At 59.5% G+C, this 25,068-nt stretch carries 17 protein-coding genes; 10 read left to right on the top strand and 7 right to left on the bottom strand.

Annotated elements, in window-relative coordinates:
- The first annotated feature begins 52 nt into the window (after window positions 1-52).
- A complete protein-coding gene (locus H6650_02310) occupies window positions 53-1,267 on the top strand; it encodes a phosphoglycerate kinase (GenBank protein ID MCB8950826.1) in 1,215 nt (404 codons plus the stop codon).
- Window positions 1,268-1,475: 208 nt separating this feature from the next.
- On the opposite strand, the gene H6650_02305 is transcribed toward H6650_02310, so the two are convergent.
- The 5 genes from H6650_02305 to H6650_02285 all read right to left on the bottom strand — a co-directional run bounded on the left by H6650_02305 (window position 1,476) and on the right by H6650_02285 (window position 11,691).
- The gene (locus tag H6650_02305; GenBank protein MCB8950825.1) at window positions 1,476-3,332 is read right to left on the bottom strand and encodes an aryl-sulfate sulfotransferase; all 1,857 of its coding nucleotides are present in this window, start codon (window positions 3,330-3,332) and stop codon (window positions 1,476-1,478) included.
- Between the two features lie 141 nt (window positions 3,333-3,473).
- The gene (locus tag H6650_02300; protein ID MCB8950824.1) at window positions 3,474-5,345 is read right to left on the bottom strand and encodes an aryl-sulfate sulfotransferase; all 1,872 of its coding nucleotides are present in this window, start codon (window positions 5,343-5,345) and stop codon (window positions 3,474-3,476) included.
- Window positions 5,346-5,984: 639 nt separating this feature from the next.
- Complete coding sequence (asd, locus tag H6650_02295; GenBank protein MCB8950823.1) at window positions 5,985-7,034, bottom strand: aspartate-semialdehyde dehydrogenase; 1,050 nt, start codon at window positions 7,032-7,034, stop codon at window positions 5,985-5,987.
- Window positions 7,035-7,579: 545 nt separating this feature from the next.
- Complete coding sequence (locus tag H6650_02290) at window positions 7,580-11,140, bottom strand: tetratricopeptide repeat protein (GenBank protein MCB8950822.1); 3,561 nt, start codon at window positions 11,138-11,140, stop codon at window positions 7,580-7,582.
- A 380-nt stretch (window positions 11,141-11,520) separates the two neighbouring features.
- Window positions 11,521-11,691, bottom strand: coding sequence for a hypothetical protein (locus H6650_02285; GenBank protein MCB8950821.1), 171 nt, complete (start codon window positions 11,689-11,691; stop codon window positions 11,521-11,523).
- Window positions 11,692-11,856: 165 nt separating this feature from the next.
- Here H6650_02285 and H6650_02280 point away from each other — a divergent pair, with 165 nt between their 5' ends.
- Together H6650_02280 and H6650_02275 are read left to right on the top strand one after the other, a co-directional pair.
- A complete protein-coding gene (locus H6650_02280) occupies window positions 11,857-14,520 on the top strand; it encodes a right-handed parallel beta-helix repeat-containing protein (protein MCB8950820.1) in 2,664 nt (887 codons plus the stop codon).
- Window positions 14,521-14,916: 396 nt separating this feature from the next.
- A complete protein-coding gene (locus H6650_02275; protein MCB8950819.1) occupies window positions 14,917-17,640 on the top strand; it encodes a hypothetical protein in 2,724 nt (907 codons plus the stop codon).
- A 209-nt stretch (window positions 17,641-17,849) separates the two neighbouring features.
- Here the strand turns inward: H6650_02275 and H6650_02270 are convergent, their stop codons facing one another.
- Window positions 17,850-18,269 (bottom strand): type II toxin-antitoxin system VapC family toxin, encoded by a 420-nt coding sequence (locus H6650_02270; GenBank protein ID MCB8950818.1) that lies wholly within the window; start codon window positions 18,267-18,269, stop codon window positions 17,850-17,852.
- Window positions 18,270-18,512 carry a type II toxin-antitoxin system Phd/YefM family antitoxin gene (locus H6650_02265; protein ID MCB8950817.1) on the bottom strand — a complete coding sequence of 81 codons (243 nt, stop codon included), beginning with the start codon at window positions 18,510-18,512 and terminating at the stop codon, window positions 18,270-18,272.
- Between the two features lie 400 nt (window positions 18,513-18,912).
- On the opposite strand from H6650_02265, the gene H6650_02260 reads away from it, so the two are divergent.
- The 7 genes from H6650_02260 to H6650_02230 all read left to right on the top strand — a co-directional run bounded on the left by H6650_02260 (window position 18,913) and on the right by H6650_02230 (window position 24,871).
- Window positions 18,913-19,128, top strand: coding sequence for a hypothetical protein (locus H6650_02260; protein ID MCB8950816.1), 216 nt, complete (start codon window positions 18,913-18,915; stop codon window positions 19,126-19,128).
- A gap of 59 nt (window positions 19,129-19,187) precedes the next feature.
- Entirely contained in the window at window positions 19,188-19,859 is a 672-nt protein-coding gene (locus H6650_02255; protein MCB8950815.1) for a hypothetical protein, read from the top strand.
- Window positions 19,822-20,037 (top strand): hypothetical protein, encoded by a 216-nt coding sequence (locus H6650_02250; GenBank protein MCB8950814.1) that lies wholly within the window; start codon window positions 19,822-19,824, stop codon window positions 20,035-20,037. The genes H6650_02255 and H6650_02250 overlap by 38 nt, the downstream gene beginning before the upstream one ends.
- 205 nt (window positions 20,038-20,242) lie before the next feature.
- Window positions 20,243-21,652, top strand: a complete 1,410-nt coding sequence (locus H6650_02245; protein ID MCB8950813.1) for a right-handed parallel beta-helix repeat-containing protein — start codon at window positions 20,243-20,245, stop codon at window positions 21,650-21,652.
- A 568-nt stretch (window positions 21,653-22,220) separates the two neighbouring features.
- Window positions 22,221-22,355 carry a delta-60 repeat domain-containing protein gene (locus tag H6650_02240; GenBank protein ID MCB8950812.1) on the top strand — a complete coding sequence of 45 codons (135 nt, stop codon included), beginning with the start codon at window positions 22,221-22,223 and terminating at the stop codon, window positions 22,353-22,355.
- Window positions 22,339-22,899 carry a hypothetical protein gene (locus H6650_02235; protein ID MCB8950811.1) on the top strand — a complete coding sequence of 187 codons (561 nt, stop codon included), beginning with the start codon at window positions 22,339-22,341 and terminating at the stop codon, window positions 22,897-22,899. Before H6650_02240 ends, H6650_02235 begins: the two co-directional genes overlap by 17 nt.
- Window positions 22,883-24,871 (top strand): right-handed parallel beta-helix repeat-containing protein, encoded by a 1,989-nt coding sequence (locus H6650_02230; GenBank protein ID MCB8950810.1) that lies wholly within the window; start codon window positions 22,883-22,885, stop codon window positions 24,869-24,871. Before H6650_02235 ends, H6650_02230 begins: the two co-directional genes overlap by 17 nt.
- Window positions 24,872-25,068: the final 197 nt, after the last annotated feature.

Raw genomic sequence — 25,068 nt, 5'->3', positions numbered from 1 at the left:
GGCTGTCAAACAAACATCTGGCGCAGCGCATGCCCCCGGTTGAGAGGAAAACATGAACAAGAAAACGATCACCGACATTGACGTAAGTGGGAAGACAGTGCTGGTGCGGGTGGACTTCAACGTTCCCCTGAGTAGCAAGGACCCCAACGACAACATCACCGTTACGGACGACACACGCATCCGCGCCGCCCTGCCCACCATCAACTACCTGCTGGCCCATCACGCGGCCATCATCCTCTGCTCCCACCTGGGGCGGCCCAAGTCCGAGGCGGACCGGCAGTTCGCCATGAATCCGGTGGCGGAGCGACTGTCCGCCTTGCTGGACCGCCCCGTGCGCAAAATGGACGACGTGGTCGGCGACAGCGTCACGCAGGCGGCGGCGGCCATGCAGCCGGGCGACGTGGTTCTGTTGGAAAACACGCGCTTCCATCCCGGCGAGAAGAAGAATGACCCGGCCCTGGCCGCGCGGCTGGCAGACCTGGCGGATGTGTACGTCAACGATGCGTTTGGCACGGCGCACCGCGCCGAAGCAAGTACGGAAGGCGTGGCCCACGCCATGCGCGCGAAGGGCGGGGCGTCCGTGGCCGGCTTCCTCATGGGCAAGGAAATGAGCGCGCTGGGGCAGGCGGTTTCCAATCCGCCGCACCCCTACGTGGCGATTATGGGGGGGGCGAAAATCTCGGACAAAATTAAGCTGATTGAGAATCTGCTGCAAAAGGCGGAGAAGATCCTCATCGGTGGCGGCATGGCGAACACCTTCCTGCGGGCGAAGGGGTACGAAATGGGTCTTTCGCTGGTGGAGGCGGAGGCGGTGGGGGAGGCATCCCGCCTGCTGGACCTGGCGGCGGAGCGGCTGGTGCTGCCGGCAGACCTGGTGGTGGCGGATCGGTTTGCGGCGGATGCGGAGGGGGCGATTGTGCCGGCATCTGGCGTCCCCGCCGACAAAATGGCCCTGGATATTGGCCCGCAAACCGTAGCTCAGTTTGCGGCGCAGTTGGCGGGAGCGCGGCTGGTCGTCTGGAATGGCCCCATGGGCGTGTTTGAGTTCAGCCCCTTTGCCGTAGGCACAAACCGCATCGCCAGCTTGCTGGCCGACCTGGCCGACGGCGGCGCGGAAGTGATCATCGGCGGCGGCGATTCGGCGGCGGCGGTGCAGAATGCAGGGCTGACGGCGCGTATGTCGCACGTGAGCACGGGCGGCGGCGCCAGCCTGGAACTGCTGGAAGGCAAGACACTGCCGGGCATTGCCGCGCTGGATGATAAATAGGCCGCGTTGAGGAAGGAAACTTCATGCGCCGCGGCGCACCATCAATGACAACATCTTCCCGGAAGCTGTTATCCAGGGGCATCATCCGTGACGAAGCTTCCGGGAAGATCATTTTCAGCGGCGGAATGGCGTTCCGCGAATGCAACATCTTCCCGGAAGCTGTTATCCAGGGGCATCATCTGTGACGAAGCTTCCGGGAAGAGGCCGGTTATCGCTCGATCAGGGGCAGCAAGGGGACGGGGTCGTTGGTGAGGTAAAGATTGGGGACGCGGAAGGAGCGGTATGCCGGCATTTCCGTATACAGCTCATAATTCAACGTCCCATCCGGCAGCACCTCCTGCGCCAGCGAATAATTCACCATCTCCCCCGTTTGAATCCCGGAATCAAAGTGATAATTCCCATTCGCCAGCGTCTGCGCGCTGCCCAACGCAAACGCATACGTGCCCAAATTGGCATTCAGCACCAATGACGCCGTCATATTCGCTTCATTGATCTGGAACACCTGCCCGCGGCTGTAGCAAAGCTGCGCATCGGCCGCGCAGCGCGTATTGCCGTTGTCGTAGAGGATAATCTGATTCTCGCTGATGAAATGCGCGTCATGTTGGTGCGTATTCCACAGCGTGTCATCCTCTGTGCCCAGGTCAAAGTCACCCGCCGGCCCCAGATGCCAGAAGACGGTTCCATCCCCCGCGCCGTTGGCGTAGTTGATCTTCACCACCCAATCCTGGTGGCGAATGGAGAGGAGCAGATGGCCATCGGGCGTCGGCGTCACGGAATTCGAGTGGGTCCAATCGTTGGCGATGTCATCCAGCAGCACGGGCGGGCAGCCCGGACCCTCGTTGACGCACGTTTCCCCCAGCACGGCCGCCCGCGCCGGATCCAGGTGCGCGAAGCTGTCCCACGCCCACTTCACTTGCCAGTTCGGGTCCAGCACAATCACGTAGTCGCCAATCACGTCCACGGGACCGGGTCCCTGCACATCCACGAGGATGCGTTCAGTGCTGGCGATGATGGCCATGTCCCCGTTAGGCAGCAGCGTGGCGTCATGATGAAAAGATGTGGCCGGCTCCAGTCCCAGGTCCGCCAGTTGTTCGTTGATGCGCGGGATGTTCGTCTGCCGCACGACGTTGCCGTTCAGGTCCACTTCGCGCAGCACCTGGTCTGCCCGATCGGCTCCATCCAGAATGATAGTGAACGTGCCGCCGGGCATGGGGCGCAGCAGCCAGACAGCATTGAAAAATTCGCGGAGGTAGCCCCACATGGGCCGCCCCAGGAGGTCCGTGGCGTAGGGGAAGTTGTCATGGTTCACGGTTCCAATGATCGCGGAGTGGAGAATGAGGTTCTCGTAGAGGCTGGTATCTCCGTTGGGCGGAATGGTGATGTCGTTGGGGGGCAGGAATTGGTAGAGAATAAACCGGGTAATGTGGTAGCGCGGGGGGCCATAGCCGAGGCTGTTGCCTTGCGCGTCGAAGGTCTCGTGTCTTAGCCAGTAGAATGCCGTGGGGTACATGCCGGCAATATAAAAATTCATACTATGCACGCCATCACACAACTGCTTGTTCGTGGCCGTGGCACGGTTCGTGCCCCGCGCCCAGAATATGACGCGCATCGATTGGCCCGCCGGGCAGGGCGCGGCGCTGTATAAAGCCGTCAACGGATGCCCCGATTCGGAAACCACGGGTTCCGTGGTGGTGCGCGGCAGGTAGTAGAAGCCATGCGTTGCCTGCACCGTTTCGCCGGTGTCGCGGTCGCGCACGGTGGCCACCACCATATACGCGCCATCACCCAGGAGCGCCCACTCGAAGACGTTGCTCTCCTGGAAATCATACATCAGGCGGATGTTGTCGCCGTAGGGCAGGTAGCTAAAACGGTATTCATAATTGCCGGGCGGATCGGCGGTGACGGTCCAGTTAATGATCGTGCCTACGAGCTGCCCGGAGGGGATGTCTGGTGTGAGTTGGACGGAAAAAGTGCCGGCATTTGCCGCATCCGTCGTTCGTGTTTTCTGTATCAGGCCAGTCACAAACGCGCCCAGCAGCACAAACAGTAATAACCATTTCTTCATAATGGGGTTCCCTCCTGTCAGGAAAGTGTGAAGCTTTGAATGATGCCGGCATGAGGAGTGACATTCCTTCTGGAAACGTCACTCCTCGTGGAGATTTTCGCCAAAACGACTCAGACCTGAACCTGATCCCGCGGATCAGGCTTAATCCGCGGGGTTGACGTAATCCAGCGGATTGATCAGGTCCGTGATCGGCGGGCTGCCCGGCTTTGAATACATATTCACCATGCGGAACGAGCGGTACGCCCCTAACTCCAGCAGCAGGCTGTAGTTGGTTGTTCCGTCCGGCGACACCTCCTGCGCCGTGCTGATCAGGTACGTACCCACGGGCTGGATGCCGGAGTTGAAGTGGTAATTGCCGTTAGACAACTTCTCCGCGCTGCCCAGAGCAAATGAATAGTTGCCCAGGTCGGCATTCAGTACCAACGAAGCTGTCATATTCACTTCATCAATCTGGTATACCTGCCCGCGGCTGTAGCAAAGCTCCGGATCAGCCGCGCAGCGGGTGTTGCCATTGTCAAACAACGCGATCTGATTGCCGGCAACATAATTGGCGTCGTGTTGGTGCGTCAGCCAGGCATTGGGGTCCGGATCATTGAGCGTGAAGTCACCGTCAGGTCCCAGGCGCCAGATCACGCTGCCATCACCGGCGCCGTTGGCGTAATTCAGTTTCACCACCCAGTCCTGGTGGCGCATGGAGAGCAACAGATTGCCGTCGGGCGTGTAGGCCACGGAATTGGCGTGCGTCCAGTCGTTGGCGATCACGTCCAGGAACAGCGGCGGGCAACCAGGCCCCTGGCTGACGCAATGCTCGTCGAGAATGGCGAGGCGGGCCGGGTCCAGATGGTCGAAGGCGTTCCAGGCCCAAACAACCTGCCATTCGTGGTCCAGAACCACGATGTAATCCCCAATGACGTCTACGGGACCAGGCCCCTGCACGTCAACAAGGATGCGCTCGTTGTTGCCCAGCATGACGTAGTAGCCATTTTCCATCAGCCGCGCTTCGTGGTGGAACGTGGTAAAGTCATCCGTGAACCCCATGGCCTTTATCTGCGCGTCAACGGCTTCCACGGTTGTTTCCCGCACCACGTTGCCGGCCAGGTCTACTTCACGCATAATCTGCCCTTGCACGTCCGGGCGGTCCGCGCGAATGAGAAAAGTGCCGCCCGGAACGGGGCGCATGAACTGGGTCTGGTTCACGTTGTGGTCATAGTACCAGACCATCCGCCCACCCAGGTCGCGCGCGTGGGGGTAGGCGGGGGTTGTGTCGGTGCCGTTGATGGGAGAAAGCAGAACGAGGATTTCCGCATAGCTTGTTTGCGGTCCGGGAGCGACGTAGGGGTAGGCGAACGGCTTTATGAGGGGGACCGTGCCGGCAATAAAGTACTTCACTGGCCCCGTAGCGACAGGATTGCCCTGCGGGTTGTACACCTGGTGCAGCATAAAGTAGAGGCCCCCCTCGTGCATCCCCCCAATGTAGAAGTTCATCGTATGCGCGCCATCACACGGTTTTTTGTCGGTGGACGACGGGCGCGTTGTCTGGAACTCAATGAAGACGACGCGCATTTTATACCCCGCCGGGCACTTGGGGGCGCTGTACAGGGCCACCAGGTTGTTGGTTGAGAACGAAACAACAGGCGACAGGGGCGCGCGCGGCCGGATAAGGTAGGTGATGGAGGTGGTGCTGATCTGCCCCGTGTTCCGATTCTTGGCCGAGGCCTGCACGACGAACAGGCCATCTTCAATGGGGGTCCACGTCAGCACATTGTCCGGCGTGTAATCGTAAATAATGTGCATCGCTTCTCCCTGTCTGCCGGCGGAAAAACGATACAGGTAGGGATCGGCATCATCGACGGAAATCGTGAACTGAATAGGCGTGCCCAGAAGCTGACCGGTGGGCAGATTGGGCGTAATTGTCACCACCGTGTCTGGCGTGGCGGCGGCACCTTCCCCGGCAAAGGCCACGGGAACAACAAACAACATACAAACCAGAAGAACGAAAAACATCTTTCTCATTTTTCCCTCCGCGGGTTCTGATATTGTGGCGCGTTGCCGGCATATGCGGTAACGCAGAGTGGAGGACGCTGGAGTGCGTCCTAAAAAAAGGCAGCGTGCCGACGCACGAGCTAACGGCGCTGCGATCCTCTCACCGGGATGTCGCCCTGGCTGCGCAAACAACACCCTGGCAAAGTGCTTTTCGCTCGGATTATTATGTTTTCCCGTTGATTTATGGGTGTGGAGGCTCGGTCCGCGGATGCGGACGCGGAGCGCGCTACCCTTTCACGCGCTGCAACACTATTCAATTCGCGCACATTCCACGGCGAAAAATACGCACGGCTCGTCGCGCAGCGAAGTACCGGCGAACTGTATGGCTTTGTTTTTAGATTATAGTCAAATGTTGAACGTTTGTCGACACGGTGTTGGTACTACCCACCTGTCATGTACAGGACGCGAGTGTTCGTGACGTGGCAACTTCAACCGACCCACATAGGGGGCTTGGCCGGCTGAAGCCTCGACGCCGCTCACCCTGCGTGGATTTGGCCAGACTCGACTCAAGGGAATAAGCGCGCGGAAATGCCGGCATTCCAACCCAACGATGCCCCCCAATGCTTGAGAGGAAATGCCGGCATCCCTTCGCCACGAACAACCCTCTCCCTACTTCACATATCCCTGCCGCACCAACAACTCCCCATTCAGGATCGACCCGCTGGCCGCGCCGCGCAGCGTATTGTGCGTCAGCGCCATGTAGCGCAAATCCAGCACATCACACGCCCGCACCTTCCCCACCGTCCAGGCCATCCCATTTTCCGCGTCCCGATCCAGCCGTGGCTGCGGGCGGTCCTCTTCATGCCGGTAAATAAGCGTCCGCGGGGTGCTACTGGGCAGTCCCGCGCACGCGGCGGGCGGCTGCCACGTCTCCAGCGCCGCAATCGCCTCCGCCACCGATGGCGGACGGCTCACCTTTACGGAAACGCTGGCCAGATGCCCATCCAACACCGGAACGCGGTTCGCCTGCGCACTGACGCGCAGGTCCGCCAGCGTCAATTCCCCATCCCGCACCAGGCCCAACAGTTTCTTTGGCTCGTTTTCCAGTTTCTTGTCCTCGCCGCCGATGTGCGGGATCACGTTATCCGAGATGGCCATGGATGGCACGCCCGGATAACCCGCGCCCGAAATGGCTTGTAACGTTACCATAATGGCCGCCTCCAGCCCAAAGGCATCCTGCCATATTTTCATGGGCAGCACGGCGCTGGTCGTAGAGCAATTGGGGCTGGCTACGATGAACCCCGACCAGCCGTTTACCTCCTGCTGGCGGCGAATCAGGCCCGTGTGGTCGGGATTGATCTCCGGAATCAGCAGGGGCACATGCTCCGCCATGCGGAAGGCGGAGGCATTGGTGGCAACCGCGTATCCGGCGGCGGCGAACTGTGGCTCCAACTCGCGCGCCAAATCCGTCGGCAGCGCCGAAAAAACCAGGGGGACGTCCAGATTAGGCTCGCTGGGCAGCACCGTCAGGTCGGCGATGGACGCGGGGGGTTCCCCCGGAATCACCCACTGCACACCCTCACCATAGCGACGGCCTACGGTGCGGTCCGAACCGGTCACCGCGGTGACTTCAAACCAGGGATGGTCTGCCAGCAATTGCACAAAACGTTGGCCGACCGCGCCGGTGGCGGCCAGGACGGCAACGGGAATCTTGGTCATAGCGCAAACTCCTTATGGGGCGAGTTGGAAACTCGCCTCCTTGAAGCATCGTGGTCAGTGGGGCGAGAAAGGACGAGGGAAAGCGGGCGCATGTTCGCCCACCTGTCATCTCTTTTGTCGCGTTTACCATTGACCCCATGTACATTCTCGATATTTCGGGGAAACACAGCCTGAGCTTGTCGAAGGCTGTTGGTTATGTAGATTTCGCCAGACTCCCGTTGAAGGGAGACGACCCCATCGATAAAAGGTCTTTCTGGGACAAAACCCGATTTCTTGCTACGGATCGCGGGATTATAGGCGGAAGGGGGGTGTGGAGCAACCGGCGGGGAAGGCGGGAGAGTACTGAAGGGGCGTGGCTGAAGTTGAAAGGTGGCGTGATCCGTGGCTCACCCGGCCGCAAAGGCAAGAATAGTGGCTGAATGCTCGTCATGTAGGACGCAAAACAGTCGGAAATGATGAAGAAGTCGCCGCAAAGCACGCTTTGCCGGCATCACCCACCCCACCACATTACCAGGATACCCCTCTGGCGACGCTCCCCTTGCGCGTCAATGGCTCTTACTCCGCTTGGAGGCGGTCAGTAGTATCTCTTGATGGGCCTTGACACCTTCGACATAGCAGCGACGCAGCCGGTCATCCGCGATCTTTTGCGCGCGCGCGTTGATGATGTGCGCGGTCTGGATGATGATCTGCTGCGCCAGTTTCGTATTTCCTTGCGCCCGCAATGTGTGACAACATACCAGGCAGGCCATTCCCAGGTCTTCCAGGCCGTCGATATTTCCACTCTGTATTCTTTCCCAGACGGGCCGCGCCTCGCGTTCGGCCTGATCGATCTGCTGATTTTGCAGCAGCGTGTGGGCCAGGCCGGCGCGGGCTTCGAGGGCGCGATGGTGTTGCCCGGTCTGTCGGAACAGGTCCAGGGCCAGGCGGAATGCGGTCTCACTTTCCGGCCATTGGTTAATGCCGGCATAACCCCATCCCAAATACAACTGTGCGCAAGCCTGCGTAAATTTGTTCCCACTGGCTACCCCCACCTCCCAGCCCCGCAAGCAGTAAGCCGTAGCCGCATCGTACTCGCCCCGCTGGTTCAAAAGATACCCTCCCACCATCCCCAAGAAAACAAACTCCAGCGCGCCAATCTCTTCCGCCAGTTGCTCCGCCTCCTGAAAGTAGTGGTTCGCCCTCTGATAATCCCCTAAATGACACAAAACCCTGGTAAGGTCCGTTAGGATGTCCACTTCCTGCCAGCGCCATTTTCCCTCGCGGCACGTGTGCAGCAAGTCAAGCAGTTCATGATAAGCCTGATAGTGTAGCCCCATGTCGTTGTGCATCAACGCTATCTGCTGACGAATAACCATTTGTTCATAGGGATGCCCCCGTTCCTCTACGGAGAGCAGCGCCCTTTCCGCCGCCTGCCGGGCCTCGCGCAGCGCCCCCAACTGGCGATAGACACCTGCCAGAAGATAAAGCCCCTGGCTCTGACCCACGCGGAAATCCATTTCTTGACTGATGGCAACGACACGTTGACTTATTTCCAGGGAACGTTCATAGTCACCCTGGTTGAAGTGAATCGAATTCAAAATACTCAGCGCGTGGCAGAGCAGGCGACGATTCCCAATCTCATGTGCCAGGCCTTCCGCCTTTTCCAGACAGCTTTTGGCCGCGTCAAAATGGTGGCGCGCGCCATAGACGCCGGCCAGATTGCCCAGAATCTGCGCTTCGATGTGGATCAACTGATCCGTCTGGGCCAGTTGCAAGGCCTTTTCCAATATCTCCTGGGCTTCCGCAAAACGGGCCTGCTGTTGCAGGCAACGCCCCCGATGCAAATAAGCCGTAACCAGGAGGAGGGTCGGCAAGCGCACCCTTTCGTCCACGCGCAGAACCTGGTCAATGACCTGTAGCGCCTCATTCGTTTTGCCTTGCGTCAGCAAGCACCGCGCCAGATGTATGCGAATGTATTCCGATAAGAAGGGCGGGGGCGCGGTGTTGCGTTCGTTAATCCATTTCTCGATGGCGTGGAACAAGGATATGCCCATTTCGGTCAGACTGGCCTGGACGAAGTATTCGCTGAGGGGGGCCAGGCTGCCCTGCACGGCTTCCAGGTCACCCTGGGGGGCTGCCCAGGCGATGGCCTGCTGGATATTTTCCCAGTCTATGCGTAACCGATCCGCCGCTTCTCGTGGTTGCCAACCGGTCAGGGCCAGTTCCTGGTCGGCGACGAGCGTCAAATAGAAGCGGGCGTGGGCATGGTAGATCCGTTGCGCATCAGGTTGCCGTTGCAGCTTTTGTTCGGCGAACTGCTGCACGAGGGGATGCCAGTTGTATCGCCCCTCGTTATCCCGCCGCAGCAGGGATTTGTCTATCAGGGCATTCAGGCTGTTGAGCGTGGTGTTGGCGATCTTAAGGGCGGCCTCGCGTTGAAAGCCGCCGCGAAACACCGCCAGTTGTCGCAAGTTGGTTTGCAGGGGGGGAGCCAGGAGCTGCCAGGAACTGTCCAGGGTGGCCCGGATACTGCGTTGTCGTGCCGGCATATCCACGAGTTCCACCCCCAGCATATCCATATTCTCGGCCACCGTCTGGCACAACTCCACATACGTAAGGTAGCCGGCCCAGGCCGCCGCCAGTTCCAACGCCAACGGCAGCCCTTCCACCAGCCGGCAGATACGCGCCACGTAGCCCACGTTCCCGTCATCCAGCGCCGCCGCCTGAGGTTGCCGCATGGCGCGTTCATTGAACAGCCGCACACTGTCGAACGTCAGAGCGGATTCCACATCCATCACATGCGCGGGTGGCACATCCAGACCCGCAAGCGGCAGGTTATAGGCCGCCTGAACGCTCAATCGTTCCCGTGATGTCACTAACAAGGTCACACGTTTGGTGTGTTGCAGCAGATCAACGATAAACGCCTCCTCCCCCATCAAATGTTCCAGATTGTCCAGCAACAGGAAAATGTCTCTGCTGTGCAGGTAATCCAACACCTGGCGCGCGGGCGACTGTCGGCCATTCAGGTCCAGTCGCAATGCATGGGCTACCGCGTGGGGTAAAACGGGACCCTGTTCGTAATTTTGTGTGTCGGCCAGGGAAACTAACCGTACGCCGTCCTCGAAATAAGCGGCAATCTGCGCGGTCACGGCCAGAGCCAACCGCGTTTTGCCGGCGCCGCCCGGTCCGGTAATGACAACCAGGCGGTAGGCGGGATCGAGAAGGGTCTGTTTTAGCTGCCGCAATTCTCTGGTACGTCCCACAAAGGGGGTGGTGGGTTGAGGTAGGGTTGCATCCGTCATGGTTTGGGAGGGTTTTCGCTGCTGTGGTACGGTTCTGCTTGTTCTGAGGGCGTCGGCCAGTTCGATGGTTTCGTGAGAGGGAGGGATGCCCAGTTCCGTGCGCAGGATATGCCGGCACTGCTCATACTGCGCCAATGCCCCCTCTCTCTCTCCCCGCTCCGCCAACAGCCCCATCAACGCCCGATGCGCCGTCTCCTCCCAGGGCACAAACTGCACCAGGCGTCGCCAGGATTGCTCCGCCAGGCTCCAATCACCCAACAACTGCTCATGCGTCGCCAGTGCCTTCAGCAGCAGCACCATCTCGTCTTGATAATGCTCCTGCTTTCGCTGTTGCCATTCGGCAAAAACGGGACTCGGCAGCACTGACAATGCCGGCAAAAACTCCCCCTGATACAGCGCCGCCGCCTGTCGCAAACGACGATTACACACCTGGCAGTGAGTGAGCGCGCGGTGCGGATGATTGGCGCAGGTCCGCATGAGTTCGTCGAAAATGCGCACATCAATATAGCAGCGCGCCGCGTCGGCGGGCAACCGCAATTGAACCGTTTGCGGGCCAATGTCCAGCACCTCGGAACCCAGGCCCTGGCTCACCGGTCGCAGCGTGCGCCGCAGGCGGGAAAGCGATACCCGCAAATTGTTGTGCGCATCCGGTTCCGTTTTTTCGCTCCATAGCAGGTTAGCCAGAGCGGAGCGATCATGGGCTGCCCCGGATTCAACCACCAGGTACGCCAAAAGCGCCCGGATTTTATCAGAGCGGAAGGAAAGGGGACGTCCCTGCCATTCAGCAAGGAAAGAGCCAAAAAGCGTTAGGTGGAAAGAAGCCATCTGATTCCCGTAACGGCTCAGGTGCGGCGCACTTTCCCGGAATGCGCGCGACAAAAATCCCGTTTGTAAGTGCGCCGCACCTCTGGGATCTGAGTGGTTGTTGATTCCCAAAGGCAAAGATTGGTTATTTCATCTGGCAAACTCACGGGCGTGAGTGGTTTTGATAATACAGAAACTACCATCAGGCGTCAACAAAAGAATCCCGACAAAGAAAGCCCTTTTTCCTCCTACGAGAATAATCTTCCCGGAAGCTTCGTCACGGATGATGGCCCTGGGGAACAGCTTCCGGGAAGAGGTTGTCAATCTACGAAAATAACCTTCCCGGAAGCTTCGTCACGGATGATGGCCCTGGGGAACAGCTTCCGGGAAGATGTTGTCATTCATGGTGGCGCGCCGCGGCGCGTGCCATCTCCTCCCGTGTTAACGATCTGGCAATGCTGGTAATGATTTGGTAATGCTCCATCTACTACACTAAGGTCGATGACGGCGTTGCCACACCCGGCGAAGTCGTCGCGGCGGGCGGGGATGAGAAGGCGCTCCCATGCCGGCAAAACAATCTCAATTTACTTGTCCGGCTCAGGGATGGGTGCTGGCCTTCTCTGCTACGGGGAGTACCCGGCTGACGCGGGACAAGCCTTTACTCAGGAGGAATAATGCTTCACAAGATCGCTCACAGATTCATATTTCCGGCGTTACTTTTCGCCACGATATTAGTCGTGCATGGTATAACGCAGGCCGCCAATCCGAATTTTCAACAGATACAGAACATCCCCACACATAGAGCCTGGGACTGGGAAGCGTTCACGATTGGGGGCGATACCTATCTGGCCGTAGCCAATTCCAGCGACGACGTTTCCGTCAATATCAACTCCTATATCTACCGTTGGAACGGCAGCGCGTTTATCGAGACGCAGGCCATCCCGACGAATTCAGCCTATGATTGGGAAGCATTCACGATTGGGGGCGACACCTACCTGGCGCTGGCCAATCTCCACAACGGTATAACGTACCATATTGACTCGCGTATCTATCGCTGGAACGGCAGCGCCTTTGTCGAAGTGCAGGCTATCCCGACGGTCGGAGCCTTTGACTGGGAATCATTTACTATCGGTAGCGATACTTATCTGGCCGTAGCCAGTCACCATAATGACTCCAGCTACAACGCCGATTCTTATATCTACCGCTGGAATGGGAACGCCTTTGTTTTGGTGCAAACCATCCCCACAAATGGGGCCACTGATTGGAAGGCGTTCACCATTGGCAATGATTCATACCTGGCATTGGCCAACTACAACAATGATTCAACTGTCAACGTTGACTCGCGGATCTACCGGTGGAATGGCAGCGCTTTCGCGGAAATACAGGCAATCCCCACCAATGGCGCCTTTGATTGGGAAGCCTTTACCATCGGGGGTGACACGTACCTGGCGGTGGCAAACAGTAGCAATGGGGCAACCCATAATATCAATTCGTATATCTACCGTTGGAATGGCAGCGCCTTCGTTGAGGTACAGGCGATCCCCACCAATGGCGCTAAAGATTGGGAAGCGTTTTCGATGGGTACTGAAACGTATCTGGCAGTGGCCAACCATTACGATGGCGTAACCTTTAATCTTGATTCGCGCATTTATCGCTGGAATGGCAGTTCCTTCGTCGAGATACAGGCTATCCCCGCGCACTCAGCTATTTCCTGGCGGGCATTCACCATCGGCAGCTACACCTACCTGGCAATAGCCAATTCCTATGATGGGACAACTGTGAACGTGGACTCCGTGATTTACAAAGCAGAGTCGGAATCACTGCAAGCACTGGTAGATGCCGCCAATCCGGGTGAAACGATCACATTGACGCCGGGAACGATTTATCTGGGGGCCATCGTGAATAAACCGGGGCTGACCATCGACCTGAACGGGGCCACACTCGCCCCCGGCTCACCCGCGCTGACCATCACCGCCGCGGACGTGACCGTGGATTGCGCCGCCGGCGGCGTGCTGGACGGCGACCCGGGTGGCGCGGGCGGCAACAGCCTCTTCCCGGCCATCCTGGTACAGTCCGGCGGCGACAACCTCATCGTGGACGGCTGCGAAATCCGGCATTGGGAAGACGGCGTACAGGTGGCGGCGGACGTCACCTCCTTCAAGCTGGTCAGCGGCTACCTCCACGACAACACCGACGCCGGCCTGCAAATCGACAGCGGCGTGGCCCTGGGCGGCGTGGTCACCGTGCGCGGCAACCTGTTCAAGGCCAACGGCGGCAACGGCATCCAGCACGACGGCGCCAGCAACCTGGACGCGCAGTACAATTCCTGGGGCGCGCGCGCCGGCGCGGCAAGCGGCGACGGCAGCGGCGGCACGGGACCGCTGGACGTGACCAACCCCACCTTCTCCGAACTGTTCTTCGCCCCCGACCCGACGGACACCGCCCTGGAGCAGCGAGAGGTGTTCAACGGGGAGACCTTCATCACCACCGTGGACGTGGACGCGGCGGGGCTGTACGGGGTGCAGTTTGAACTCACCTACGACGACACCCGCCTGACCCTGAACAGCGCGGCGGCCAGCACCTTTGCCGGCGGCGCGGGTGGCTGCGTCCTGGACACGGCCACCTCCGGCGTGATAACGGGTCACTGCTACCGCCAGGAGCCGGACGCGGACGCGGCGGGCGTGGACAACCAGGTGATTACGCTGGACATGACCTCGATTGCTGCCGGCACGGCCATCTTCGACGTGGCCACCGACCCGGCCCTGCTGGCCAGCGCGGCCCAGGCCGGGGTGAAGGTGTACGTGAACAACGGCGGCTTCGGTGCGGAGGAAGGGAGCGGCCTGCGCCTCATCCTGGACACCAACGACGGTGAAATCATCGTCATCGACCTCCGCTTCACCGGCTTCATCGACCGCGAAGGGCGGCCCAACGACAGTGGGGCCACCATCCAGGTGTTCGACGTCGCCAACCGGGCCACGGCGGTTGAGTTAGGCAACGGCAGCAGCGCCAGTTCCGGCGCGTACACCACCACTCCGCTGGGCGCGGTGCTGGACGAAGTCGTCTACCTCTACAGCGACGCCCCCCTGCACCTGCCCACCACCGCGGACAGCGCCACCGACTACGCCCACGCCTTCACCGCCAGCGGCCCGGACGCCAACGGCCTCATCAGCCCGGCGACCGTCCTCCTCCTCGGCGGCGACGCCAACGACGACAACGAAATCACGCTGGCGGACGCCACCTGCATCGGCGCCGACTTCGGCACGGGCAACAACACCTGCGCCGACGGCGGCGGCGGCGGGCAGCAGAACTCGGACGTGAACGAGACGGGTCTGGTGGACCTGCTCGACCTGGTCCTCATGTCCGGCAACTACGACGGCCAGAGCAGCCCCTGGACGCCGTAAGCGGCCGCTTCTAGATTGGTCCAATCTCAGAGATTGGACCAATCTTGTGTTACACGCACGTTCTCCTCCTCTCTATTGACGTCCATCCCACTTTGGGATGGACGTCTCCTTTTCACTCTCGTGTAATAAACATGCACCATGAATACCCGCGTATTCCCACCCCAAGGGCTGGTAATGATTTGGTAATGCCCTGTTTTGTATACTGCCGGCAAGCAACTGGTGGCAACATCATCCCCAATGGATACGGATTGCCAACCACCGAATGCGAGTGAGAGGGCATTCGCATTACTTTGGCGTAGTTACCACTCGCCGCCCGGCTCAGACGCGGACGCCGGCCCTCTCCACCACGGGGAGCGTTCGCTTGCATCAGGACAGGTTATTCTTCAGGAGGAAAAAATGGTCCACAAACGCGCTCACAGGTTCTTGTTCTTTGCTCTACTGACCGTCATCATAACGGCCATGGTCAGTACCACCCAGGCTGCCGAACCTCAGTTTCAGGAAGTACAAGCTATCTCTACCAATGGGGCCTACGATTGGGAACCGTTTACGATTGGCAGCGATGCCTATTTGGCGGTAGCCAATTACTACAATGACGCAACAGGCAATATTGACTCCCGGATTTATCGTCAAATCAGCGGCACATTTGTTGAGATACAAGCAATCCCCACAAATGAGGCTCGTGATTTGGAATCGTTTACCATTGGCAGCGATACCTACCTGGCAGTGGCTAACTTTAGCAATGGCTCATTCAACATTGACTCCCGTATCTACCGCTGGAATGGCAGTCAGTTCATTGAGATACAGGCTATTGCCACCAATGGGGCACATGACTGGGAAGCGTTTACAATCGGCAGCGACTCCTATCTGGCAGTAGCTAACAGTAGCAATGGTACGACCAGCAACATCGACTCTCGTATTTACCGCTGGAACGGCAGTCAGTTTATTGAGATACAGGCCATCCCTACTAATTGGGCGGCACATTGGACATCCTTTACCATTGGCAGTGACACCTATCTGGCGGTAGCTAACGCCAACAATGGTGCGACGAATAACGTCAACTCCCGCATCTATCGTTGGAATGGCAGCGCTTTTATTGAAGTGCAGGCCATTCCCACCAATGGAGCCGAGGACTGGGAATCGTTTACCATTGGCAGCGACACCTATCTGGCAGTGGCTAACTTGTATAATGACACAACCAAAAACATTGACTCCCGCATCTACCGTTGGAATGGCAGCACCTTTGTCGAGGTGCAAGCCATCCCCACCCATGGAGCGCGTGACTGGGCGGCGTTTACCATCGGGGGCAACAGCTACCTGGCAGTTGCCAATAATGGGGACGACACAACCTCTAACATTGACTCCCGCATCTATCGTTGGAATGGCAGCGCTTTTATTGAAGTGCAAGCCATTGCCACCAGTGGAGCGCGCGATTGGGCGCCGTTTACTATCGGTAGCGCTACTTATCTGGCAGTAGCAAACCAATATGATGGCACAACCCGCAACATCAATTCCCGCATTTATCAGTTCCAGGCAGAATCACTGCAAGAACTAGTGGATGCAGCAAGTCCAGGTGATACGATTATCCTCACGCCAGGAACATCATATTATGGGGCAACTGTAGACAAAGTTGGACTGACGGTTGACGTGAATGGGGCCACCATTATCCCCGGCTCACCCGCGCTAACCATCACCGCCGCGGACGTGACCGTGGATTGCGCCGCCGGCGGCGTGCTGGACGGCGACCCGGACAACACCGGCAGCAACAGCCCCTTCCCGGCCATCCTGGTACAGTCCGGCGGCGACAACCTCATCGTGGACGGCTGCGAAATCCGGCATTGGGAAGACGGCGTGCAGGTGGCGGCGGACGTCACCTCCTTCAAGCTGGTCAGCGGCTACCTCCACGACAACACCGACGCCGGCCTGCAAATCGACAGCGGCGTGGCCCTGGGCGGCGTGGTCACCGTGCGCGGCAACCTGTTCAAGGCCAACGGCGGCAACGGCATCCAGCACGATGGCGCCAGCAACCTGGACGCGCAGTACAACTCCTGGGGCGCGCGCGCCGGCGCGGCCTCCGGCGACGGCAGCGGCGGCACCGGGCCGCTGGACGTGACCAACCCCACCTTCTCCGAACTGTTCTTCGCCCCCGACCCGACGGACACCGCCCTGGAGCAGCGCGAGGTGTTCAACGGGGAGACCTTCATCACCACCGTGGACGTGGACGCGGCGGGGCTGTACGGGGTGCAGTTTGAACTGTACTACGACGACACCAGATTGACGCTCAACGGCGCGGCGGCCAGCACCTTCGCCGGCGGCGCGGGCGGCTGCATCCTGGACACGACCACCTCTGGGGTCATTAGCGGTCACTGCTATCGCCAGGAGCCGGACGCGGACGCGGCGGGGGCGGACAACCAGGTGATCACGCTGGACATGACCTCGATTGCTGCCGGCACGGCCATCTTCGACGTGGCCACCGACCCGGCCCTGCTGGCCAGCGCGGCCCAGGCCGGGGTGAAGGTGTACGTGAACAACGGCGGCTTCGGTGCGGAGGAAGGGAGCGGCCTGCGCCTCATCCTGGACACCAACGACGGCGAAATCATCGTCATCGACCTCCGCTTCACCGGCTTCATCGACCGCGAAGGGCGACCCAACGACAGCGGGGCCACCATCCAGGTGTTCGACGTCGCCAACCGGGCCACGGCGGTTGAGTTAGGCAACGGCAGCAGCGCCAGTTCCGGCGCGTACACCACCACTCCGCTGGGCGCGGTGCTGGACGAAGTCGTCTACCTCTACAGCGACGCCCCCCTGCACCTGCCCACCACCGCGGACAGCGCCACCGACTACGCCCACGCCTTCACCGCCAGCGGCCCGGACGCCAACGGCCTCATCAGCCCGGCGACCGTCCTCCTCCTCGGCGGCGACGCCAACGACGACAACGAAATCACGCTGGCGGACGCCACCTGCATCGGGGCCGACTTCGGCACGGGCAACAACACCTGCGCCGACGGTGGCGGCAATGCGCTACAGAACTCGGACGTGAACGAGACCGGTCTGGTAGACCTGCTCGACCTGGTCCTCATGTCCGGCAACTACGACGGCCAGAGTAGCCCCTGGACGCCGTAAGCGGCCAGTTTTAGATTGGTCCAATCTCAGAGATTGGACCAATCTTGCCACAAACTGAAGTTTGCGCGGACTTTCTTTCCCTCCGTTTTAGCGGCGTCCCCCCATTGTGGGGGGACGCCCCCTCCCCTTGGTTGCTCTGGCTAATTGTCATCACAACTGGCAACCACAGTCTCCAGCCAGTACTGAAGAAGCCTCCTTTCCTTCCGCACCTAGATGTCGAACAAGGGAACGGCTACCTGCTGGGCCGCGGCAAGCAATTTCTGGTCAAGCGTCGCTATGGGTAATCCCAGCCGCATGGATAGCTCTAGATAGGCCGCGTCATAGCTCGAAAGATGGGTCGCCCTTCCCAGGGCCAGAATCTCACCCATTCTTTTCTCTATGCGCTCATGTTCCACAGTGATCGGTAATTGTGCCAGCAGCGCCAGGAAACGTACGCTATCTGTCTGGCGCAGCCGCCACCGGTGCTCCGCGACCAACAGCACATTCACAACCTCCAGCGGCCAGATAGACGGTACGATGGCCTTTGCGGTTATCAATTTGTCAAGCACGGCGTCCGCATAGGGGTCCGCTTCATCCTGGAAACACCAGGTCATGATGACGGAATTGTCAATAACAAAGAGGCTGCTCATTTAACGCCTGCCTTCTTCGATCAGGTCACGAATCGTCGTATCGCCCAGACTGTTTTGTTGGCGAAAGTGACGCAGGTCCGCAATGACCGTAGCAACATCAACCTGCTCGTTTGGATCAACGGGTTGCAGGATGGCCACGGGCACACCGTGTCGGGTGATGGTGATGCGAGCGCCTTGCCGCGCAACGCGCTCCAGTAATTCCGAAAGATGGGTTTTCGCTTCATAAGCGCCGACCGTTTCCATGTAAAACACCCCTTTAGACTAGTATAAGACCAGTCTACAAAACAAGAGACGGCATGTCAATGTTTGAGTTCACTGAAAAAACCGGGTTTTTCGAGTGTCCGGCCGAAATCACCAGAGTGGTTCATGTGTAAAAACCCGGTTTTTGGCCTTTTTTCAGTAGAGTCAACGTTTCATTGTTGGTAATGATTTGGTAATGCCCTGTTTTGTATACTGCCGGCAAGTAGTTGGCGGCAACATTGTCCCCAATGGACGCGAATTGCCAACCACTAAATGCGAATGAGAGGGCATTCGCATTCCTGCGAAACAAGGACTCTCATCTGTCGGCCAAAGCTCAGGCGCCGGCCCTCTCCACCACGGGGAGCGTTTGGTAGGTGGACAGACTTCTTTTCAGGAGGAAGAAATGTTTTATCGACACATCCGTAAATCTTGGACGTTGGCGCTGCTGCTCCTTATCATGATGATCATGACAGGGACTACCCGGGCCGCTAATCCGGACATCCAGCAAGTGCAGATCGTTGTCACAGACGGAGCCTATGATTGGGAGGCGTTTACCATCGGCGGCGACACCTATTTGGCAGTAGCCAATAATTCGCAATGGTTCGACTCACAACCTTGATTCTCGCATTTATCGCTGGAATGGGACTGCCTTCGTTGAAGTGCAGGCGATCCCGACGAATGGGGGCGCGGGATTGGGAACCATTCACCATTGGCGGCGACACCTATCTGGCGGTGGCGAACTCACACAACGACACGACGCCAAATATCAACTCCAAGGTCTATCGCTGGAATGGATCTGCATTTCATTGGAGATGCAGAGCTTTCCTACGAAACCAGACGCCGGATTGGGAATCGTTCGTCATCGGTGGAGACACTTATCTGGCCGTGGCCAATTTCAACGATGCGACAACCCAACAACTTATCTCCCGCATCTATCGTTGGAATGGTAGCCAATTCACGGAGGTACAGGCTATTTCCACGAATGGGGCTTATGATTGGGAACCGTTCACCATTGGCAACGACACGTATCTGGCGCTGACTCAACATTATAGCGCCGGCAACTATAACCAGAGTTCGCGCATCTTTCGTTGGAATGGCAGCTCGTTTATCGAGATACAGACTATCCCCACCCACGGCGCGACCGACTGGGAATCATTCACCATCGGTAGCGACACGTATCTGGCGGTAGCAAATTGGTACGATGGGAGCACCTATGGCCTCAACTCAATTATCTACCGTTGGAATGGCAGCGCCTTTGTCGAGTTCCAGACCATCCCCACCGTTGGAGGTTTTGACTGGCACGCCTTTACCATTGACAACGAAAAACTACCTGGCGTTAGCCAGTCGTAATGATGGCACGAACTGGAACCTGGACTCCCGCATTTACCACTGGAATGGCAGTTCGTTTGTTGAAGTGCAGACTGTTCCCACCCACGGGGCCACTGATTGGGAATCCTTCACCATTGGCAACAGCACCTATCTGGCAGTAGCAAACTATCGTGATGACAGCAACTACTTTCAACATTAACTTCCATCATTTATCAATCCCAGGTAGAGTCCTTACAGGACCTGGTAAATGCCGCCAATCCGGGCGACACCATTACGCTGACACCAGGCGTGGCTTATATGGGAGCAGTTGTAGACAAGGCTGGACTGACCATTGAGATGAATGGGGCCACCATTATCCCCGGCTCCCCCGCCCTGACCATCACCGCCGCGGACGTGACCGTCGATTGCAGCGCCGGCGGCGTGCTGGACGGCGACCCCGGCGGCACAGGCAGTGCAACAGCCCCTTCCCGGCCATCCTGGTGCAGGCGGGCGGCGATAACCTCATCGTCGATGGCTGCGAAATCCTCAATTGGGCGGACGGCGTGCAGGTGGCCGCGGACGTCACCTCCTTCAAGCTGGTCAGCGGCTACCTCCACGACAACACCGACGCCGGCCTGCAAATTGACAGCGGCGTGGCCCTGGGTGGCGTGGTCACCGTGCGCGGCAACCTGTTCAAGGCCAACGGCGGCAACGGCATCCAGCACGATGGCGCCAGCAACCTGGACGCGCAGTACAACTCCTGGGGCGCGCGCGCCGGCGCGGCAAGCGGCGACGGCAGCGGCGGCACCGGGCCGCTGGACGTGACCAACCCCACCTTTGCCGAACTGTTCTTCGCCCCCGACCCGACGGACACCGCCCTGGAGCAGCGCGAGGTGTTCAACGGGGAGACCTTCATCACCACCGTGGGCGTGGACGCGGCGGGGCTGTACGGGGTGCAGTTTGAACTCACCTACGACAACACCCGCCTGACCCTGAACAGTGCGGCGGCCAGCACCTTCGCCGGCGGCGCGGGTGGCTGTGTCCTGGACACGGCCACCTCCGGCGTGATAACGGGTCACTGCTATCGCCAGGAGCCGGACGCGGACGCCGCCGGCGTGGACAACCAGGTGATTACGCTGGACATGACCTCGATTGCTGCCGGCACGGCCATCTTCGACGTGGCCACCGACCCGGCCCTGCTGGCCAGCGCGGCTCAGGCGGGGGTGAAGGTGTACGTGAACAACGGCGGCTTCGGTGCGGAGGAAGGGAGCGGCCTGCGCCTCATCCTGGACACCAACGACGGCGAAATCATCGTCATCGACCTCCGCTTCACCGGCTTCATCGACCGCGAAGGGCGACCCAACGACAGCGGGGCCACCATCCAGGTGTTCGACGTCGCCAACCGGGCCACGGCGGTTGAGTTAGGCAACGGCAGCAGCGCCAGTTCCGGCGCGTACACGACCACCCCGCTGGGCGCGGTGCTGGACGAAGTCGTCTACCTCTACAGCGACGCTCCCCTGCACCTGCCCACCACCGCGGACAGCGCCACCGACTACGCCCACGCCTTCACCGCCAGCGGGCCGGACGCCAACGGCCTCATCAGCCCGGCGACCGTCCTCCTCCTCGGCGGCGACGCCAACGACGACAACGAAATCACGCTGGCGGACGCCACCTGCATCGGGGCCGACTTCGGCACGGGCAACAACACCTGCGCCGACGGTGGCGGCAATGGGCAGCAGAATTCCGACGTGAACGAGACCGGCCTGGTGGACCTGCTCGACCTGGTCCTCATGTCCGGCAACTACGACGGCCAGAGTAGCCCCTGGACGCCGTAATCACACCACTTCTCCTTTAGACGCAGCCCGCGCGTTGGAAAAACGCGAGGGTTGACCCCCACACGTTCTCCTCCTTTCTATTGACGTCCATCTCGTTGTGGGATGGACGTCTTCTTTCCTTTCCCGCCGCCCAGGCGCGACGTGAACAACCGGGTATGCCTCTCCCAAAAGTTGGTAATGATTTGGTAATGCTCTGTTTTGTATACTGCCGGCAAATAGCTGCGGGCAACAGCGTCTCCAAATAGACGTCACCCAGCAACCAGGGAATGCGCATGAGAGGGCACGCGTATTCTTCCAGGCTCATGACATCTCGCCTGCCCTACCGGGAACGGACGACAGCCCTCTCCATCATGGGGAGCGTTCGCTTGCATCAGGGCAGGATATTTTCCAGGAGGAAAAATGTTTCGCAAACACGCTCGAAAGTTAATGTTCTTTGCTCTCCTCACTGTCAGCATTCTCTTAATGACCGGCACGATCCAGGCTGCACCGGGCGATTTGGATTCCAGCTTCGGTACTGGCGGTATAGCTACGATAGGAGGGATAGGGAGGCACGCCGTACCAAGGGGCCATACATGATGGGAAAATCTATCTTGCCGGCCCTGGAGGCGGGCAGACCGTGGCGCGCTTCAACAGCGACGGGAGTGTCGATACCACCTTCGATGGTGATGGTTTTGCGCGGATAGCCCTTGAAACCGAGTTTTAGTCTGGATGTAGCTGTTCAATCTGATGGCAAAGCCATAGCCGTGGGCGAAGCGTATGATGGTGAAGGAGACGCATCCTTCAGCGTCGTGCGATTCAACACAGATGGCAGCCTGGACACCAGCTTTGACGGGGATGGCATTGTCAAGACGGACATTGCCCCAACAATGCATGATACGGCCCGTGCCGTCGCTGTGCAGTCGGATGGCAAAATTGTCGTCGTCGGTGGCTGCTGCAACAATCCCTACCATCTCGCTATCACCCGCTATAACAGTAATGGCAGCCTGGACACCAGTTTCGATGGGGATGGCATTGTCGAGGTTAACATTGGTTCAGAAGTTGCTTTTGCCAGCGATGTTCTCATCCAGCCTGACAATAAAATCGTGGTCGTTGGGCCAACCAAAAATTCAGGAGCGTTTTCAGACCTATTTGTGGCCCGTTTACACAAATGGAAGTCTGGACTCAGGCTTCGGCAGTGGGGGAATCGCTATAACCGGGTTGGCCTCGGAGCAGACCAATTATTACCATGGGTTGGCGTTACAAGATGATGGCAAGATTGTCGTTGCCGGCAAAAAGAACATCAGTGGTAACGATTCTCTCATTGTGCTGCGCTACCAGAGTAATGGTGTGTTGGATGGTAGTTTCGGCAGCGGCGGCATAGTAACCACCGACATTGGCCTATTTCCCGTTGATCGAACAGGAGTAGCCGTTCAGGCCGATGGCAACATTCTGGTAACGGGTAGAAGCGGATCGGGCATTATCCTTCGTTACCTCCCAGATGGGTCATTGGACTCAGAATTTGGGAGCAGTGGTATTGCCACAATCCCAAGCAACTATATCAATGACGTCATCCTACAACCCGATGGCAATATTGTCGCCATCGGCTACGGGAGCGGCGGCACGTGGTTGGCAGCGCGATTGAAACCCGCCGATCTTTTGCTGCAAGACTTGGTGGATGCGGCGAACCCCGGTGATACGATTACGCTGACGCCAGGGGAACAATACATCGGGGCCACAGTGGACAAAGCAGGGCTGACGATTGAGATGAACGGGGCCACCATTTTCCCCGGCTCACCCGCGCTAACCATCACCGCCGCGGACGTGACCGTGGATTGCGCCGCCGGCGGCGTGCTGGACGGCGACCCGGACAACACCGGCAGCAACAGCCCCTTCCCGGCCATCCTGGTACAGTCCGGCGGCGACAACCTCATCGTGGACGGCTGCGAAATCCTCAATTGGGAGGATGGCGTGCAGGTGGCGGCGGACGTCACCTCCTTCAAGCTGGTCAGCAGCTACCTCCACGACAACACTGACGCCGGCCTGCAAATCGACAGTGGCGTGGCCCTGGGCGGCGTGGTCACCGTGCGCGGCAACCTGTTCAAGGCCAACGGCGGCAACGGCATCCAACACGACGGCGCCAGCAACCTGGACGCGCAGTACAACTCCTGGGGCGCGCGCGCCGGCGCGGCCTCCGGCGACGGCAGCGGCGGCACCGGGCCGCTGGACGTGACCAACCCCACCTTCTCCGAACTGTTCTTCGCCCCCGACCCGACGGACACCGCCCTGGAGCAGCGCGAGGTGTTCAACGGGGAGACCTTCATCACCACCGTGGACGTGGATGCGGCGGGGCTGTACGGGGTGCAGTTTGAACTCACCTACGACAACACGCGCCTGACCCTGAACAGCGCGGCGGCCAGCACCTTCGCCGGCGGCGCGGGTGGCTGTGTCCTGAACACGGCCACCTCCGGCGTGATAACGGGGCACTGCTACCGCCAGGAGCCGGACGCGGACGCCGCCGGCGTGGACAACCAGGTGATCACGCTGGACATGACCTCGATTGCTGCCGGCACGGCCATCTTCGACGTGGCCACCGACCCGGCCCTGCTGGCCAGCGCCGCCCAGGCGGGGGTGAAGGTGTACGTGAACAACGGCGGCTTTGGCGCGGAGGAAGGGAGCGGCCTGCGCCTCATCCTGGACACCAACGACGGCGAAATCATCGTCATCGACCTCCGCTTCACCGGCTTCATCGACCGCGAAGGGCGACCCAACGACAGCGGGGCCACCATCCAGGTGTTCGACGTCGCCAACCGGGCCACGGCGGTTGAGTTAGGCAACGGCAGCAGCGCCAGTTCCGGCGCGTACACCACCACTCCGCTGGGCGCGGTGCTGGACGAAGTCGTCTACCTCTACAGCGACGCCCCCCTGCACCTGCCCACCACCGCGGACAGCGCCACCGACTACGCCCACGCCTTCACCGCCAGCGGCCCGGACGCCAACGGCCTCATCAGCCCGGCGACCGTCCTCCTCCTCGGCGGCGACGCCAACGACGACAACGAAATCACGCTGGCGGACGCCACCTGCATCGGGGCCGACTTCGGCACGGGCAACAACACCTGCGCCGACGGTGGCGGCGGCGGGCAGCAGAACTCGGACGTGAACGAGACCGGTCTGGTGGACCTGCTCGACCTGGTCCTCATGTCCGGCAACTACGACGGCCAGAGCAGCCCCTGGACGCCGTAAGCGGCCGCTTTTAGATTGGTCCAATCTCAGAGATTGGACCAATCTTGTGTTACACGTTCTCCTCCTTTCTATTGACGTCCATCCCACTTTGGGATGGACGTCTCTTTCATTCTCGTGTAATAAACATGCACCATGAATACCCGCGTATTCCTCTCCCCATAGTTGGTAATGATTTGGTAATGCCCTGTTTTGTATAC

Source organism: Ardenticatenales bacterium (assembly GCA_020634515.1).
GTDB lineage: Bacteria > Chloroflexota > Anaerolineae > Promineifilales > Promineifilaceae > JAGVTM01.
This window is presented reverse-complemented; position numbering and strand designations above follow the sequence as displayed.